General features: G+C 37.7%; 15 protein-coding genes. 5 read left to right on the top strand and 10 right to left on the bottom strand.

The annotated features are described in order from the left end of the window. Positions 1-13: 13 nt before the first annotated feature. A complete protein-coding gene (gene gshA / locus G0028_RS00980) occupies positions 14-1,591 on the bottom strand; it encodes a glutamate--cysteine ligase (protein WP_180046410.1) in 1,578 nt (525 codons plus the stop codon). A gap of 210 nt (positions 1,592-1,801) precedes the next feature. Here gshA and G0028_RS00975 point away from each other — a divergent pair, with 210 nt between their 5' ends. The 5 genes from G0028_RS00975 (at position 1,802) to G0028_RS00955 (ending at position 7,231) form a co-directional block, all read left to right on the top strand. Next, on the top strand, positions 1,802-2,341 hold the full coding sequence (locus G0028_RS00975; RefSeq protein WP_180046408.1) for a DUF924 family protein: 540 nt from the start codon (positions 1,802-1,804) through the stop codon (positions 2,339-2,341). A 283-nt stretch (positions 2,342-2,624) separates the two neighbouring features. Next, positions 2,625-3,182, top strand: coding sequence for a CC0125/CC1285 family lipoprotein (locus G0028_RS00970; RefSeq protein ID WP_130074850.1), 558 nt, complete (start codon positions 2,625-2,627; stop codon positions 3,180-3,182). Positions 3,183-3,197: 15 nt separating this feature from the next. After that, positions 3,198-4,505, top strand: a complete 1,308-nt coding sequence (locus tag G0028_RS00965) for a DUF445 domain-containing protein (RefSeq protein ID WP_130074851.1) — start codon at positions 3,198-3,200, stop codon at positions 4,503-4,505. 87 nt (positions 4,506-4,592) lie between these two features. Next, positions 4,593-5,747: a methionine aminotransferase gene (locus G0028_RS00960; RefSeq protein ID WP_180046406.1), complete on the top strand. Its 1,155-nt coding sequence runs from the start codon at positions 4,593-4,595 to the stop codon at positions 5,745-5,747. A 116-nt stretch (positions 5,748-5,863) separates the two neighbouring features. Beyond that, entirely contained in the window at positions 5,864-7,231 is a 1,368-nt protein-coding gene (locus G0028_RS00955; RefSeq protein ID WP_130074853.1) for an MATE family efflux transporter, read from the top strand. 86 nt (positions 7,232-7,317) lie between these two features. Here G0028_RS00955 and G0028_RS00950 read toward each other — a convergent pair whose 3' ends face one another. The 9 genes from G0028_RS00950 to G0028_RS00910 form a co-directional block, all read right to left on the bottom strand. After that, positions 7,318-8,133, bottom strand: coding sequence for an ABC transporter ATP-binding protein (locus G0028_RS00950; RefSeq protein ID WP_180046404.1), 816 nt, complete (start codon positions 8,131-8,133; stop codon positions 7,318-7,320). Between the two features lie 11 nt (positions 8,134-8,144). After that, a complete protein-coding gene (locus G0028_RS00945) occupies positions 8,145-8,906 on the bottom strand; it encodes an ABC transporter permease (RefSeq protein WP_130074855.1) in 762 nt (253 codons plus the stop codon). Positions 8,907-8,917: 11 nt separating this feature from the next. After that, the gene (locus tag G0028_RS00940) at positions 8,918-9,766 is read right to left on the bottom strand and encodes an ABC transporter permease (protein WP_180046402.1); all 849 of its coding nucleotides are present in this window, start codon (positions 9,764-9,766) and stop codon (positions 8,918-8,920) included. 33 nt (positions 9,767-9,799) lie between these two features. Further along, positions 9,800-10,867 (bottom strand): ABC transporter substrate-binding protein, encoded by a 1,068-nt coding sequence (locus G0028_RS00935; protein WP_180046400.1) that lies wholly within the window; start codon positions 10,865-10,867, stop codon positions 9,800-9,802. Positions 10,868-10,899: 32 nt separating this feature from the next. Continuing rightward, positions 10,900-12,405 (bottom strand): hypothetical protein, encoded by a 1,506-nt coding sequence (locus G0028_RS00930; RefSeq protein ID WP_180046398.1) that lies wholly within the window; start codon positions 12,403-12,405, stop codon positions 10,900-10,902. Between the two features lie 13 nt (positions 12,406-12,418). Continuing rightward, a complete protein-coding gene (locus tag G0028_RS00925; protein WP_130074859.1) occupies positions 12,419-12,634 on the bottom strand; it encodes a TOBE domain-containing protein in 216 nt (71 codons plus the stop codon). A gap of 109 nt (positions 12,635-12,743) precedes the next feature. Next, positions 12,744-13,448 carry a Crp/Fnr family transcriptional regulator gene (locus tag G0028_RS00920; RefSeq protein ID WP_227554758.1) on the bottom strand — a complete coding sequence of 235 codons (705 nt, stop codon included), beginning with the start codon at positions 13,446-13,448 and terminating at the stop codon, positions 12,744-12,746. A gap of 117 nt (positions 13,449-13,565) precedes the next feature. Then, complete coding sequence (locus G0028_RS00915; protein WP_180046394.1) at positions 13,566-14,510, bottom strand: TauD/TfdA dioxygenase family protein; 945 nt, start codon at positions 14,508-14,510, stop codon at positions 13,566-13,568. A gap of 307 nt (positions 14,511-14,817) precedes the next feature. After that, positions 14,818-15,663: an SDR family NAD(P)-dependent oxidoreductase gene (locus G0028_RS00910; RefSeq protein ID WP_180046392.1), complete on the bottom strand. Its 846-nt coding sequence runs from the start codon at positions 15,661-15,663 to the stop codon at positions 14,818-14,820. Positions 15,664-15,683: the final 20 nt, after the last annotated feature.

The raw sequence follows: 15,683 nt of genomic DNA, 5'->3' as shown, positions 1-15,683 counted from the left end.
TGATGTGGTTATATCATCTAAATTTGGCAAGATAATCTTCAAAATTCAAATCTGTTTCTTGCTCAAGTTGCTGTTGTTGTTGCAATGATGAGGTTGCAAGTTGTTCAAAATACGCTAAAGTTTCTGCACTTAATACATGTTGTTCGTAACTTTTCACATGCTGATGTGCCATCGCACTACCGAAGCTCCATGTACCACCATGGTGTAAAGTATCTTCAATGACTTGTGCCGATAGTGTCTCATCTACATTACGAATGCGTTGCTGCATTACAGTCAAAGCATCCGTATATAAACTGGTGTCATAGCTTTCATTCAATAATGCAGCCAATGGCAACATTGCAGATAAATGCTGAGATGCCCATTGCTCAAGCGGATAAGATTGTCCTGCTTCTTGGATCGCTGCATTCGGCGCACGTCCACGGTTAACCACTTCATTTTGATTTTTTTCAATCAAATCTTGCTCTTCTTCCCAAAGCTCAGGACTGTCTTTAAGTAAGCAATACAAAGCTAAAACTTCCAAGAAACCTGCAGTCGTTTCATTGATCCCAATCGCCACATACGGATTAACATCTACCGCCCGTAATTCAACATAACCAATACCACGTTTTGCTAATGCTTCCGATGGTGTTTCACCTGCTTGTGGTACTTGTTTAGGACGTACTAAACTGTAGTATTCATTTTCAATTTGTAGCACATGATCATTGATCTGAATGGGCTCACCATTACTATTATTTAAGCCCAAATGGCTAAATTGTGCATAGGGTGTATTGACGGCTTTCTGTAGTTCTGCAACATAGCATTCAAGGTTGTTATAATGAATACCCAATTGTTTTTGTGCAGAATTTTGATAACCAAAACGTCCCATACGCAAAGCCGTTGCATAAGGGGTAAATAATGTCCCTTTGACCAATGGCAATAAATGATGCTCACGCCCTGTCATAAAACATTTACATACCGATGGACTCGCACCAACCAAATACATCACTAATGGTGTTAAGCGAATAAAATTACGTACTAAGCCCAAATAACGATGGCTACGATAATCTTGTAAACTCAGGTTTTTTAATGCTTCATCTGTTTCATGTTGTTGTAATTGTTCAAATAAAGTATCGGGAAATGACACATTATAATGCACGCCTGAAATGGTCTGCATACGGCGACCATAACGAATGCCTAAACCATGACGATACAAGGTTTTAAATTTACCAATATTCGATGAACCATATTGTGCCAAACGAATACTCTCTTCTTGGTCATCCAACATACAAGGCATCGACAAAGGCCACAGTTTTTCGCCATTTTCTAAATGACGATGCACCACGGCATGAATATCTGCCAAATAATTCAATGCTTCAGGAATACTTGCTTTCGGTGGCGTGATGAACTCCATCAACGCTTCAGAATAGTCTGTTGTAATATGCGGATGGGTCAGCGCAGAACCCAAACTTTGCGGATGATCTGCTTGAGATAAGAAGCCATTACTTTGCATACGCAAACTTTCACGCTCAATGCCACGTAACATGCCTTGTAATAATTCAGCACTTGCCCAAGTTGGCAAAATGGCTTGAGAATTGGCTTCAGTTTGACTCATTATTTACTCACTTATCTTAAAAAAGTTTTTAAAATAAAATATTTTTGATGCCCACAAGTATAACGTGAATTATCGATATACATGTATATTCAAAGTACTTTTAAACAGAATATTCATTTTTTCGGCAATTTTTTATCACAATTAAACGCTTTTAGACACTTCAGAATTGTGATTTTATGCAAGAATACTTTCAAAAGAATTTAAATAGATATGAAGTCTCAAGACATTCTCGATTTTTGGTTTGCTCCAAATACTCAACCTTTTTGGTTTGCAAAAAGTGATGACTTTGACCAACAACTTCATCAACGCTTTAATCAAGTTTTAGCACAAGCCAAACAGGCTGAATTGTATACATGGCGTGATAGTGCTGAAGGTCGTTTGGCTGAAATCATTGTGCTTGACCAATTTTCACGAAATATTTATCGAGATCAAGCTGCCGCTTTCTCACAAGATGCACAAGCCTTAACCCTAGCGCAAGAAGCTGTTCATTTAGGTTTAGACAAAAATCTGCGTCCTGAACAGCGTTCATTTTTATATATGCCGTATATGCACAGCGAATCTAAACTGATCCATGTAGAAGCATTAAAGTTATTTGCAGCTTTGGGGAATCCTATCAATTTGGATTTTGAGAAAAAACATAAAGTCATCATCGATCGTTTTGGGCGTTATCCACATCGAAATGCAATATTAGGACGTGAATCTACTGCAGAAGAAATTGAATTTTTAAAACAACCCAATAGTGGTTTTTAAGCAGATGTTATAACTTAATCCAACACGGCAAGGTGGAGGAATGCACTTTCATTTTGCCCTTAAAAAAATAAAATTATCCTAATAATTTTTTTATAAAACCCCTAACAAACATCTCAATTAAAATTGAATATTTTTCATTTTATAATGTTGTATTGCAGTAATCATTGAAATCATGCTTCTCAAAATACATTTAACAAATTTCTGCTTAAAATACATCATTTATCCCACTATATTCAGGCAATATAAATACTCTTAATCACTGACCCATCCCAAGGAGCACGGTATGAAAAAAATACTCATCGGTCTAACTGCGGTGGCAGTATTCACCATGACGGGATGTGCTTCTACACCTTCAAAACCCCGTACCTTTGACCAACTGGGACAGTTTTCAACGTTAGCGCTAAACACACATACATTTCGCATCAGCTTTGAAACGCGTAACATGAGTTATGGTACAGCTGAAGAAATTACCTTACTCAAAGCTGCACAAACCACAGTACAAAATGGTTTTCAATTTTTTAAAGTGCTTGATGACCCAAGCAATCGTACACAACAACCGCCTCGTAGAGCGGTGGTTTACCCAACACCAAACTATTATCCATATGGTTATCGACGTCATGGGGCTTTCTTCGACCCATTTTATGACATGCCACAAGTGGTCACACTTGACCCAACTCAAGTCTCTTATACCATTGAATGTTATAAAGATAAAAAATCAGCACCGAATGATGCTTTTGATGCAGGCTTGATTTTACAGTCTTTAGGACAAAAATATGGCCTTAGTCCGACAGGACAAGTATTACAACCACAAGCGACTGATGTATCATCAAACAAACCATAATTTTCAGGATGTTGCATGAACCAAGCCCAAGACGTGAATGTACCGAGTCTGAATCGCAGTAAACGCTTTGCCACCATCGCTTTAGTTGTGGCAGTGGTGATTTGGATTGCACTGATTATTGCAGCCAAGCTTTTACCTGAATACGTTTGGTTTATTCACATCTTAATGCTCGGTGCAGAAGCAGGCGTGGTCGGTGGTCTGGCAGACTGGTATGCCATTACCGTACTGTTTCGCAACCCTTTCGGCAAAATTCCTATTCCAAAATTTTTACGTGATCACACGGAAATTATTCCGCGCAATAAAGCCCGCATTGCTGAGTCAATGGGAAAATTTGTACAAGAAAACTTCCTTTCACCGCAAATTGTGGAAAAAAGTCTACAAAAAACTGACTTGAGTTTGGCTGTTGGACAATGGCTTGCCAATCCAAAAAATAACAGCCAAGTGACGGATGTCATCCAACAGACTGTTCCCAAGATTTTTGATTTTGTCGGTCAGCAACAAATTGGAAAATTCATCCAAAATAACAGTGTGCAATGGGTCAAAAATACACACATTAATCACCTTGCCAGTGAAATGCTGCGTGCAGTTTTAGACAATGATTTTCATCAAGACGTACTACAACGTGGCTTGGACATAGCACATGAATGGATGGTCAATCATCCTGAACAAACCCAAGATTTGACTCGCCGTTTATTTAAAGAATTAGGTGTATGGAAACTTGCCAAAGGTGCAAGTTGGATTGGTATTGATGTTCAACAACGTACGATTGATTCTTTATTGGAAAAAGTTGAAGCGATTTTGGCTGATCCTGAGCATCCATTTCGCAAAAAAATTGAAGATGTTGCCAACAACCTGATGCTACAACTTGCGGACAATGATAGTGCTGTCAGTATTCGTTTGAATGAAACCAAAAATGCATTATTGGACAGTGAGTCCGTGCTCAATTTCATCACAGGTGCTGTGGTAATTTTATGTGATGCCATCAAAGCCGATTTATTAAAAGATGACTCAGGCATTGCTCTGAATTTGCGTGTCGCCATTCAACAAGTCGGTGAAAACTTAATTGAAAATCAATCTGTACGTCAGTTATTAAATGAGCGTATGAGTGAAATGGCAATTCTTTTAAGTGATCAATACAGTGAAAAGGTGATTAAATTTATCAGTCAACGCATCCATGAATGGGACTCTCGTGAAATGATTGACAAGATCGAAAGTGAAGTCGGTGGTGACTTGCACATGATTCGAGTCAATGGCGTGGTGGTAGGTGCTTTTATCGGTCTAACTTTAGGTGTGATTCGTGCGGTGATTGATTATTTGATTTGATCGTTCTCATTCGTTCTACAGATCACTATTTAGCTCATAAAACCCACCTGCTACACTCACTGAAACAGCTTAAAAATCCGTATTATCATGATCAAAGTCAATTCCAAACTGCCTGCACAAGGGGTCACTATTTTCAGTACGATGAGTGCGATGGCTCAGCGCTTGAATGCACTCAACCTTTCACAAGGCTTCCCTGATTTCCCTGCCCCACCTGAACTTTTATATGCCCTCAGTCAAGCCACTTTAGAGGGACATAATCAATATGCTGCTGGTGATGGATTACTAAGTTTAAGAGAACAAGTCGCAGTACAATTTCAAAAAAGAGACCAACTGAAGCTCGATCCAATCACAGAAATCACCATCACACCTGGCGCAACCATTGGCATATTTTCAGCAATCCAAGCCATCGTGCATGCAGGTGATGAAGTGATTATTTTCGACCCAAGCTATGACAGCTATGCACCTAGTGTACAATTGGTCGGTGCGAAAGCCATTCATATTGCACTACAAACACCTGACTTTTCAGTGGATTGGAATCAGGTCAAAGCAGCAATGACCGAGAAAACCCGTATGATTATTGTCAATACACCGCATAATCCCACAGGAGCAATTTGGTCAAAGCAAGATTGGTTAAACCTAATTGATTTAATTCAAGATAAAAATATTGTGGTGCTGTCTGATGAAGTCTATGAACATCTCATTTTTGATGGGCAAAAACACTACTCTGCTTTGTCATTTCCTGAACTGAGGGAACGGAGTTTTGTAATTGGTTCTTTTGGAAAGACTTTTCATGTTACAGGTTGGAAAACCGGCTATTGTGTGGCTGCCCCTGAACTCATGAAAGTATTTCGCCAAGTCTATCAATTTGCTAACTTTTGCGGGGTTACACCTGTACAGATTGCACTTGCCAATTTTATGCAACAGCATCCTGAACATATTGAGAATTTATCGAGTTTTTATCAACAAAAACGAGATTATTTTAATATCGGCTTACAGCAATCTCGTTTTAAATTTACGCCCTCACAAGGGACTTATTTTCAAAATGTCGATTATTCCGAAATTCGCCCTGATTTAAATGATGTCGAGATGTGCAAGTTTTTAGCAGAACAACATAAAATCGTGGCGATTCCCGTATCCGTTTTTTATCAAACTGCTCCACAAGATTTACGTTTAATTCGCTTTTGTTTTGCCAAAAAGGAAGCCACCTTGACACAAGCGTGTGAAATTTTGAGCCAAGTTTAAGCGCATATTTGCAGTAAAATATGAAGCCTTAGTTACTTAAAAGCTAAGGCTTTTTTTTATAATTATGATATTTTGAGGAATAAAATAATTTCAATGGATTGGACAAAATAGCAAAAATGTCAGCAAAAGATAATTTATTGCATCATCAAAAATTTTGGAAAGGTTTCCTTATTTTTTTAGTTCCTTTGATTGCAACCAATATTCTACAAAACCTCTCAGGCACGATGAATACCATCTTTGTTGGACAGATGATGGGGGTAAATGCGATTGCTGCAATTTCAGTATTTTTTCCAATTTTGTTTTTCTTGTTGGCTTTTGTGATTGGACTGTCCGCAGGCGCGACTGTTTTAGTGGGACAAGCATGGGGAGCAAAAAACCTTGAAAAAGTTAAAATGGTGGTCGGTTCAACGCTGTTTATGACCTTGATTGGCGGTTGTATGATTGCTTTACTCGGTGTGATCAGTGCCAAACAAATTTTACTACTTTTAGGCACCGACCCTGACGTCATGCATTTGTCTTTGCCTTATGTACAATGGATGCTTGCAGGTAGTCCATTATTGTTTATTTATATTATCTATACCTCGATTTTACGTGGTGTAGGTGACAGTACCACACCACTGATTGCTTCTGGTCTGACTATTGTTATCGGTGTGATTGTGACACCTATTTTGATTGCGGGTTATTTTGGCTTTCCTCAACTTGGCATCATCGCTCCAGCCATTGCGACCAGTATTGGTTATATCGCCGTTTTAGGATTTTTAGCTTTTTATCTTCATTATCGTGATCATGCTTTAAAACTTGATAAAGCCTTGCTCAGCCATATTCGATATCATCCTGAACTCAGCAAAATTATTTTACGTTTAGGTATCCCAACAGGGATCCAAATGGTGACGACCTCTGCTGCAGGTCTCGTGATTATTGGGCTCGTGAATCATTATGGTTCCCATGCTACCGCAGCATACGGCGCAGTCAATCAAGTACTCAATTACATTCAGTTCCCTGCTTTATCCATTTCAATCGCAGCATCAATTTTTGCTGCTCAAGCCATCGGTGCAGGAAAATCAGAACTACTACGTAAAGTGACACGTACGTCATTGATTATGAATGTTGTGATCACAGGCAGTTTGGTGATTTTGGCATATTTATTTTCTAAATATTTAATGGCGCTATTTATTACAGATCCAAGTGTGATCGAACTTGGACAAAGTTTATTATTTATTGTGCTATGGTCGATTCTATTTTTTGGTGCGGGTTCAATTTTTGCATCGATTATGCGTGCCAGTGGTACAGTGACTGTACCGATGATTTTAAATATCTGCGCTATTTTACTGATCGAAGTGCCTGCCGCTTATTTGTTTAGTGAATGGTGGGGCTTAAAAGGTATTTGGTATGCATATGCTTTGGCTTTTATATCATTATGTTTAATGCAAGCTCTTTATTATCAATTTGTTTGGAAGAAAAAAGCGATTCAAACGTTGATTTAATCGATTTAATCTAAAGAATCAGATCGTTATACTTCTAAAAATAAAAAATGCCCTTTCATGAGCATTTTTTATTTACTTAATTGACTTTACCATGCCAGCCCGTAACGCTCTAACTCATGCGGCTCAGATCTCACCTGCTGAGCTGTAAAATCCTGCAAAATGTCATGTTTTAAAGCTGTCAAACGATAATCCTCTCGACGTCGAGGACGCTCCAAATCAACATTCACAATACGTTTAATTCGCCCCGGATTTGGTTGCATCACCACAATACGATCACCCAACAACACAGCTTCCTCAACATCATGGGTTACTAAAATCGTGGTGACTTTTTCTGACAATAAAATACTTTGTAGTTCTTGTTGTAAATTAGAACGTGTCAATGCATCCAAAGCACCAAAGGGCTCATCCAATAATAAAATACGTGGACGATTCACTAAACTACGTGCAATTGCTACACGTTGACTCATCCCACCTGAGAGTTGACTCGGGTAGGTATGTTTAAATGCAGTGAGCTGTACAAGTGCTAAGTGATAATCGATCAATTCTTGTTTTTCAGCCGCTGTAAATAGGCTTTTTTCCAATGCCAATGCAATGTTTTGTTCAACCGTCAACCATGGAAATAAGCGGTGATCTTGAAAAACAATGCCACGATCCAAACTTGTTCCCTGAATCGGTTGATGATCAATTTCAATAGAGCCTTCAAAATTGGCATCTAGACCGACCAATAATCTCAGTAAAGTCGATTTTCCACAGCCACTATTGCCCACGATGCTGATAAATTCGCCGGCAGCAATGTCTAAATTAATATGTTCAAGTACGTGTAAATCTTGCTGCTCACCGTGAAAAGATTTATTTAAATTTTGAATGCTAACCTGTCCTGCAACACTCTCTTTCTGCTTCATGTTCTATCCTCTTATTTGTGTGTGCCTTGGCGCCAACGTAAATTATAATTTTCAAAATATTGTGCAATTTTTGAAAAGACCAAACCCACCAAAGCAATGATGCTCATCCCATACAGTACGGTTTCCATTTGGAAGAGATTCTGTCCATCTAAAATAGGATTAACCACACCTGGTGCTGCCACAAAGAAATATTCTGCACCAATGGTAGCGACCCAAGAAAACACCAAGGCAATGTTTAAACCCGCAAAAATACTCGGTGCCGCCGAAGGTAAAATCACTTTAAAAAAGCGGGTCGAACGACTCAATTGAAAAATTTGTGCAACTTCTTTATTTTTTTCTGAGACATTTTTCACGCCATCATAGGTATTAAAAAATACGGGATAAAACACCACTAGTGCAATAAAAATAATTTTGGAGAGTTCACCATTACCAAACCACATGATCATCAGTGGAATCCAAGCAAAGACTGCCACATGTTTAATGGCATTTAGGGTCGGTGAAAAAAAACGATCTGCCCAAATATTTAAGCCTAAAAACAATCCCAAAGCTGCACCTAAAATGCCACCTGCAATAAAGCCCGTGGTATTACGCAGCAAACTATAGGCAATATTTTCAAACAGCTCTTTAGACTGCCAACTGTCTAAAAAAACCTGCCATACGTCTTGTGGTAAGGGCAACAAGGCACGATCCACCCAATTTTTATTGCTGACAACAGTCCAAATGAACAATAAAATGAGCGGAATCACCCATGCTCTCAAGTCTATTTTTTTCATCATTTTCTCCATTATTTTTGGGTTGTCCATGCTGAAAAACGCTTCTGAATCAAACGAATAATTAAATCAAAAGCAAAACCCACTACACCAATCACAATGACGGTTGCCATCACCACATCAAGCTGAAAGATTTGTCGCCCATAGACCATGAGATAACCAATGCCCTCACTCGATGCAAGCAGCTCGACTGCAACCAATGCCCCCCATGCGCTAGCGAGAGATAAGCGTAATCCACCGATAAAACTTAAAAATGCCCCAGGTAATACTAGATATTTAAAGCGAGACCATGTATTGAGTTGATAGACATTCGCCACCTCTGTCAGTGCAGTGGGAATATTGCGTACACCTTTAAACACATTAATGGTCATTGGCACTAAAGCAGATTTTGCAATTAAGACAATTTTTAAAGCTTCATCTATGCCAACCAATAAGATCAGTAAAGGAATCCACCCCACCACAGGAATCAAATTAATCACTTTAAACGTCGGCCATACATAGGCTTCGACTGTACGAGAAAGCCCCATGCTCAAACCTAAAATAAGCGCAATCACGATTCCTGCACTAAATCCGTAAGCGATTCTTGTCAGGCTAATACTTAAATTTGCCCATAACTCACCACTACCATACAAATCCTTCAGGGCAGTCCACACTAAGTCGGGTGCAGGTAAAAGCAATGGATTGACCCAATTTTTTTCAACTGAAATATGCCAAAGCCACAGCACAACCAAAGGGAAAATTGCACCAACTACCCAACTCAATAGAAGTTTATTTTTCAAAAAGAAAGTCAAAGAAGTTGTTTTTGCCGATACTATTTGAGTGTTATGTACAGTGCTTTGTCTTAAAAGAATATCCTGAGACATTTTTAAATCTCCTGTCACAAAAAATACGAGGGCTTATTTAGCACTCGCACCTTGAGGTGTCCAAAATGTCTGTAAATTCAGTGTTTTCAATGCATTATTAACATATTTAGGCTCAATCCAACGATCAACATCAATATTGCCACGAATCAATTTAAGGTCTTGCCCTGCTTTTAATTTTTGCTTGATCAGTGCAACGTTATAGCCATCAAAAATAGGAGAACTATGTCGTTTCAAATCTACACCTGCGTATGCTTTATCAAAGTTGGCATAAGGCAAGCCTGATTTTGACCAGAGTTTAAAAAGCTCGGTTTTATTGGCAGGATTACTTTCCCAAGCAGCTTGTTTCACCAATACATTAACAATCCGTTGTACAGTTTCGGGATATTTCTGTTCAAATTTTGAGTTAACTAAGACATAGCCTGAAAGCCGATTTACCGCAGGTTCTTGTTTGGTGCTATAAATAATTTTGGCAATTCCTCGATCGACAACAGGAAATAAAGTCTGATTACTCCAAATCGCATCTAAATCACCACTCGCTAAAGCTGAATAACCCACTGGCCCATCGGTATTCACAAAACGGAAGTCTTTTTCAGATAAACCTTGTCTTTTCAATGTACTAATCAAAGATAAATGGATATTTGTACCTTTAAAGAAACCAATTTTTTTACCTTTTAAATCGGCAAATGACTTCGCAGTTGAACCTGTTGGCACAGCTAAATAGGCATTGTCATTACTTCCGCCTACAGCGATTAAACGTGTATCTAAACGACTGGCTTTACCAATTAAAGACGGTAAGTCACCTAACCAAGTGATATCCACGAGACCATTGGCAAAAGACTCATTAATTGCAGGACCTGCACCCTTAAAGTTATTCCACTGAATCTTGATACCATCTTTTTGAAATTCTTTTTCAATCAAGCCTAATGTTTGTGTGGTTGAATAATAATTACTATAGCCCACAGGTCGATTACCTGTACCGACATAAGGGGTGGCTAAACGAATGACTGTTGGCTTTACTTCTGCGGCAAAAATCTGTGCGCTTGAAAATAAAGTCGTTGTTGCCAATACACTACCTACGAGTATTTTTGAGCATGCTGACATTGTATATTCCTCTTTAAATTTTAAAATTTTGACTAAAAGCCATATTGGAACTGCGCAACCAGTTCGTTATATTTTTGGTTGATAATTTGATTGTCTACGTGATTAAAATTGAGCTGAAATTTAGTGGTTTCAGCAAAAAATGCATTTAACCCAATACTGTGAATATCTATCTTTTGATGATCTAGATGGGTATCTCGGTCGATGCTGTCAAAACGGTAAAAGCTTTGATAGGATTTCGGCCACCAGTCGTCATAGCGACCTTGATTACGGAAACCTTTGACAAATTGCTCACCAAAATTCCAAAATAACGTACCTGTATGTGCTTCACTTTTACGGTTATAGACACCGCCTGTGGCATTAATGAAAGTATCGTCTTCACCCTGTACATATTCATAGGTCACGCCAAAAGGATGGTGGTTGTAATAAATATCAAAACCTTTACGCAGGACATCACCTTTGCCTGCAAAGCTCGCTTCAGTACCACTTAAATCAAATAAATTGCTTTTGCCCTGATACCAAGACACGCCAAAGCTCAGTTCACGTAACCACGAGTTATATTCAGCAGGTAAGGTGTAACGTAAACGCCCAACAAAATTTTTATCATCATTGTCATCTGACTTATTTGCTCCATTACCATTGACCAAACCAAAGGCATAACTCAACATCGGTGAACGATAGTTATAGCCATAATCTACAGTTGGAAATGCATCACCACGCACAATCAAACCCACTTCCCGCAGTGCCAAACCGTAGCCATAACCTGGTAAGCTAAACAGTGCGTTGTTAATCGTTGGTTTTAAGTCTTCAGTTGCTTGTACTTCTTGCCCAAAAGGCAAAAGTTGCTGACCCAAATTGGCACTCAAACGTCCTGTGTCTAAACTTATGGTGGGTAATATGTTATAGATCAGCTGTGCATCTAATAAATTTAAATAACTGTTATTTGTACCTGACTGCGGTGAAGTACCAAAACGCAAATTAAAGTCTAAGTTTTTTCCCTCGTTATAATCTTTATATAAATTGCCACTAAAACCAATTTGCACCGCACCCAAATCAAAGGATGAATGACGATCATTCACCGCTGTCGTCGTATTTTTGCCATTGGGGTTGATATGTTGTGATTCATCCACATAAGCAGCTTTGGCTTGCACTACCCCATTGATCAACAACTGACGGGTTGACAACGCCGTCTTGGTGTCTCGTTCACGTTGAACTTGGTACTTATAATTTTCCAAATCACTTTGCATGCCTTGAAATTCAGCCTGCGTGACATAACGCTGATCTGCGTTTTCAGCTAAATTTTCCGTAGCAAGATCTGTAGTAGATGGTTCTATCGATTCTGCAACGGAAGTCACTGGTGAATTTTGTTCAGTCGATTGATTTTTTAAACGGTTAATTTCACTTTTTAACTGTTGTAAAGAACTTTCGAGCTGTGCAACCTGCTGTTGTAACTGCTGAACATCGCTATCGGCATGGCTTAATGAAATACTGGCACTCAATAAACTCACCGTTGTGAGAACATATTTAAAATTTTGCTTCATCAAACGTATACACCTACAGCTTTGCAAGTGATACATCAGTCGATTTAATCAGCACAATCACTTGGCTTCCGACTTGTAACTCAAGTTGTTCCACAGAACGAGTCGTAATGACTGAAGTAAAAATACCTGATGCTGTCACGACATCGACCTCAGAAACGACATCACCTTTAATAATTTCTTGGATTGTACCTTTTAACTGATTTCTAACATTGATAGATTGAATGGTCATCATTAACTCCTAATTTAACTTAGAAATTAATATGTAATATTTTCATAATATTCAAAAATAATATAAAAATATTTTAATATCACTTTTAATAAAATAAAAAATTAATATTTTAAATATCATTGACTTTATATTTCAAATACTGAAGATCTTTAATAACAATATTTTCATACTGCCACTCAATAATATTTAAACCCACTAAGTTTTTTATTTCTTTATTAATTGTTTGTCTGGAAGTAGACAATAAATCGGCTAAATCATGCTGTGATATTTTTAAATAAATTTCTATCCCTAAAGGATGATGCAGACCATATTGCAATGCCAAATTTAACAAAGTCTTACAGATTTTTTGATGTAAATTAGCAACATGCAAAAACTTAATTTCGGCAATAAGGTGATGCATTCTGAGTGCAATAAGGTCAAATACATCTTGTTTTAAACCATTGTTATTCTTTAATTCTTCTAAAAAAATATGCTTTGGAATCACCAAAACACGCACTTGATTAAATGCATAATAGTCATAATCAATAATGTGCCCTTTTAAACAAGGCAGTGCATTGATTAAATTTTTTTCTGAAAAATAATTAAAAGCATGAAAACGTCCAGATACACTTAAATATCCAATATGAATAATACCATTCAATAGAATATAAAGTGCTTCCGAACAATTTTCTTTATTTAAAATTAATTCATTTTTTTGATATTTTTTAATATAAGCATAATCCAAAATATATTTAATATTATCTCCTGACAAACTTTTAAAAATATTTTTTAAAACATCAAAATTAGAAACAGAGTTTAAGTCATAATATTGCATAAAAGTATCCATCTAATATTTTATTTAATATTAGATGGAGAATAAAAATCGATCTAATGATTTATTCCGCTATTCAACGCTTATTTTATGCAAAGTTATTTTAAATTTTATCTGTACTTATGAAACTTTTTCATATACCCCTTCTTCACTCAAACGATAATCCTTGATATCAAATTTTTCTTCTTTTACAATTGTTTGACTTAAACGTCCATCCACGCCGACAGGAATATCACCTTCTAAGGTCACACGGCGTACTACACGGTGTTGATCACCATAATCATTGATTGCGCGATGCTGTGTTGCACGGTTGTCCCAAATTGCCACATCACCTGCTTCCCAATGCCAACGGACAATATTTTCCTGTTTTACGACATAACTTTGAAATAAATCAAATAATTTACGAGAGTCTTTGCTATTAAAACCGACAAAACGTTTGAAAAAATGCCCTAAGACCAAGGTTTTTTCACCTGTTTCAGGATGTACACGTACTAAAGGATGCTCAGTTTCATATTCTGTAGATTTAAAGAAATTTCTATACTTTGCCAACGCTTCTTTATTAATGCTCAGCTCACCACTGGCATAATCATAATCGTTACTGTGTACAGCACGAAGCGTATCAGCCAATGCTTTTAAAGGTTCAGGTAATGATGCATATGCCGATGTAGTATTTGCCCAAACAGTATCACCACCTGCTTCAGGTGCAATCACACTACGTAAAATCGAGGCTTTAGGGTAAGCATCTAAAAAAGTAATATCGGTATGCCAACTATCTGCACGTGCACCGTGCGTTGAATCTAACTCTAAAATATGTTTAGAACCATTTTTAATGGGTACAGTAGGATGATTCAGTGGTGTTCCCAAACGTGCAGCAAATGCTTCTTGTTCTGCATCATCCAAATGCTGCTGTGCTTTAAAGAAAATTGCTTTGTATTGCAACAATGCTTGATTAATTTCAGCAATAACCTGATCCTCTAATTGTCCAGATAATTTTACACCCAAAATTTCCGCACCGATTCGACCTGTGATGGGTTTGACTTGAATGTGTTGATAGCTATAGCTCATTGTTATTTCCTCAAAATTTTATCATTAAATAAGAACAAAATTGTCTATGGCTTGATCTTGCCAAAAGTCCTTATTCCAATCTGTCAAATAAGTGACATTTTTATGCTGTATTTTAAATAAATAAAAAAATTAAAATGATTTAGCGCTGAAGCCACTCACACAATTAAGAAAATCATCTAAATTAATCTTGTCAAAAATGAATTTTGCAGCAAATTTTGATTATTTTGCAGTAATTTAAATCCCTTCCTGTCTTTACGTGGCGAAAAAAAAACCGTCATAAATGACGGTTTTTTGTGGTCTAAACCTATTATTTTGGTTCAAAACGCTTGGTTAACTTGGTCAAACCTGTAGCCAGTTTCTGATAACCTGTTGGTAATAAACGTTGTGCCAAATCAACAATCACCGCATCGCCACCAATCAATAAACGGCGTTTGTCTGCTAAAACTGCATCCAAAATTTCTTGTGCAGCTTCGACCGCAGGTTTACGCAACAGTTTATTAAATGCTTTCGCTGATTTATCAGGACTCATACCCAATGATTTTAAGCTGTCGTTCATACGCGCATCATTGGCAATGTTGGTACGAATACCCCCTGGGTGTACACATAGTGCACTCACGCCACATTTTTCAATATCAAGTTCTTGGCGTAAAGACTCAGTAAAACCACGTACCGCGAACTTCGTTGCATTATAACCCGACTGCGTTGGCTGAGCAGTTAAACCAAAGATACTTGAAGTATTGATGATGTGCCCCTCACCTGTTTGCTTGATGTATGGTAAAAACTCTTTCGTACCATAAACCACACCCCAGAAGTTAATCCCCACGATCCACTCTAATTCTTCGTATGTTTCACCCTCGACGGTTGCACCCAGCGCTACACCAGCATTATTAAAGATCATATTAACAGAGCCATGATCTTTCACCGTTTCTTCTGCCCAAGCCTTAACTTCAGGCTGTTTTGCTACATTTACTTTTTTTGATGTTACTCGTACATCATATGCTTTTAATAATTCAACAGTTTCGGCCAAGCCCTTTTCATTGACATCACTGATGGACAAATGACAACCTGCTTTTGCTAATAGAACTGCCAATTGTTGTCCCATACCTGAGCCTGCACCTGTAATTGCAGCGACTTTATTTTTAAAATTTTTCATTGAGTTTCCTTGTTTGAATT

The organism is Acinetobacter piscicola, from assembly GCF_015218165.1.
GTDB lineage: Bacteria > Pseudomonadota > Gammaproteobacteria > Pseudomonadales > Moraxellaceae > Acinetobacter > Acinetobacter piscicola_A.
The sequence above is the reverse complement of the archived record's forward strand: the minus strand, read 5'-3'. Positions and strand labels throughout refer to the sequence as shown.

What these genes read in the sequence shown, in the direction of transcription:
- gshA (WP_180046410.1), bottom strand. Translation starts at nt 1,591, where the DNA reads ATGAGTCAAACTGAAGCCAATTCTCAAGCCATTTTGCCAACTTGGGCA.
- G0028_RS00975 (WP_180046408.1), top strand. Translation starts at nt 1,802, where the DNA reads ATGAAGTCTCAAGACATTCTCGATTTTTGGTTTGCTCCAAATACTCAA.
- G0028_RS00970 (WP_130074850.1), top strand. Translation starts at nt 2,625, where the DNA reads ATGAAAAAAATACTCATCGGTCTAACTGCGGTGGCAGTATTCACCATG.
- G0028_RS00965 (WP_130074851.1), top strand. Translation starts at nt 3,198, where the DNA reads ATGAACCAAGCCCAAGACGTGAATGTACCGAGTCTGAATCGCAGTAAA.
- G0028_RS00960 (WP_180046406.1), top strand. Translation starts at nt 4,593, where the DNA reads ATGATCAAAGTCAATTCCAAACTGCCTGCACAAGGGGTCACTATTTTC.
- G0028_RS00955 (WP_130074853.1), top strand. Translation starts at nt 5,864, where the DNA reads ATGTCAGCAAAAGATAATTTATTGCATCATCAAAAATTTTGGAAAGGT.
- G0028_RS00950 (WP_180046404.1), bottom strand. Translation starts at nt 8,133, where the DNA reads ATGAAGCAGAAAGAGAGTGTTGCAGGACAGGTTAGCATTCAAAATTTA.
- G0028_RS00945 (WP_130074855.1), bottom strand. Translation starts at nt 8,906, where the DNA reads ATGAAAAAAATAGACTTGAGAGCATGGGTGATTCCGCTCATTTTATTG.
- G0028_RS00940 (WP_180046402.1), bottom strand. Translation starts at nt 9,766, where the DNA reads ATGTCTCAGGATATTCTTTTAAGACAAAGCACTGTACATAACACTCAA.
- G0028_RS00935 (WP_180046400.1), bottom strand. Translation starts at nt 10,867, where the DNA reads ATGTCAGCATGCTCAAAAATACTCGTAGGTAGTGTATTGGCAACAACG.
- G0028_RS00930 (WP_180046398.1), bottom strand. Translation starts at nt 12,405, where the DNA reads ATGAAGCAAAATTTTAAATATGTTCTCACAACGGTGAGTTTATTGAGT.
- G0028_RS00925 (WP_130074859.1), bottom strand. Translation starts at nt 12,634, where the DNA reads ATGACCATTCAATCTATCAATGTTAGAAATCAGTTAAAAGGTACAATC.
- G0028_RS00920 (WP_227554758.1), bottom strand. Translation starts at nt 13,448, where the DNA reads ATGCAATATTATGACTTAAACTCTGTTTCTAATTTTGATGTTTTAAAA.
- G0028_RS00915 (WP_180046394.1), bottom strand. Translation starts at nt 14,510, where the DNA reads ATGAGCTATAGCTATCAACACATTCAAGTCAAACCCATCACAGGTCGA.
- G0028_RS00910 (WP_180046392.1), bottom strand. Translation starts at nt 15,663, where the DNA reads ATGAAAAATTTTAAAAATAAAGTCGCTGCAATTACAGGTGCAGGCTCA.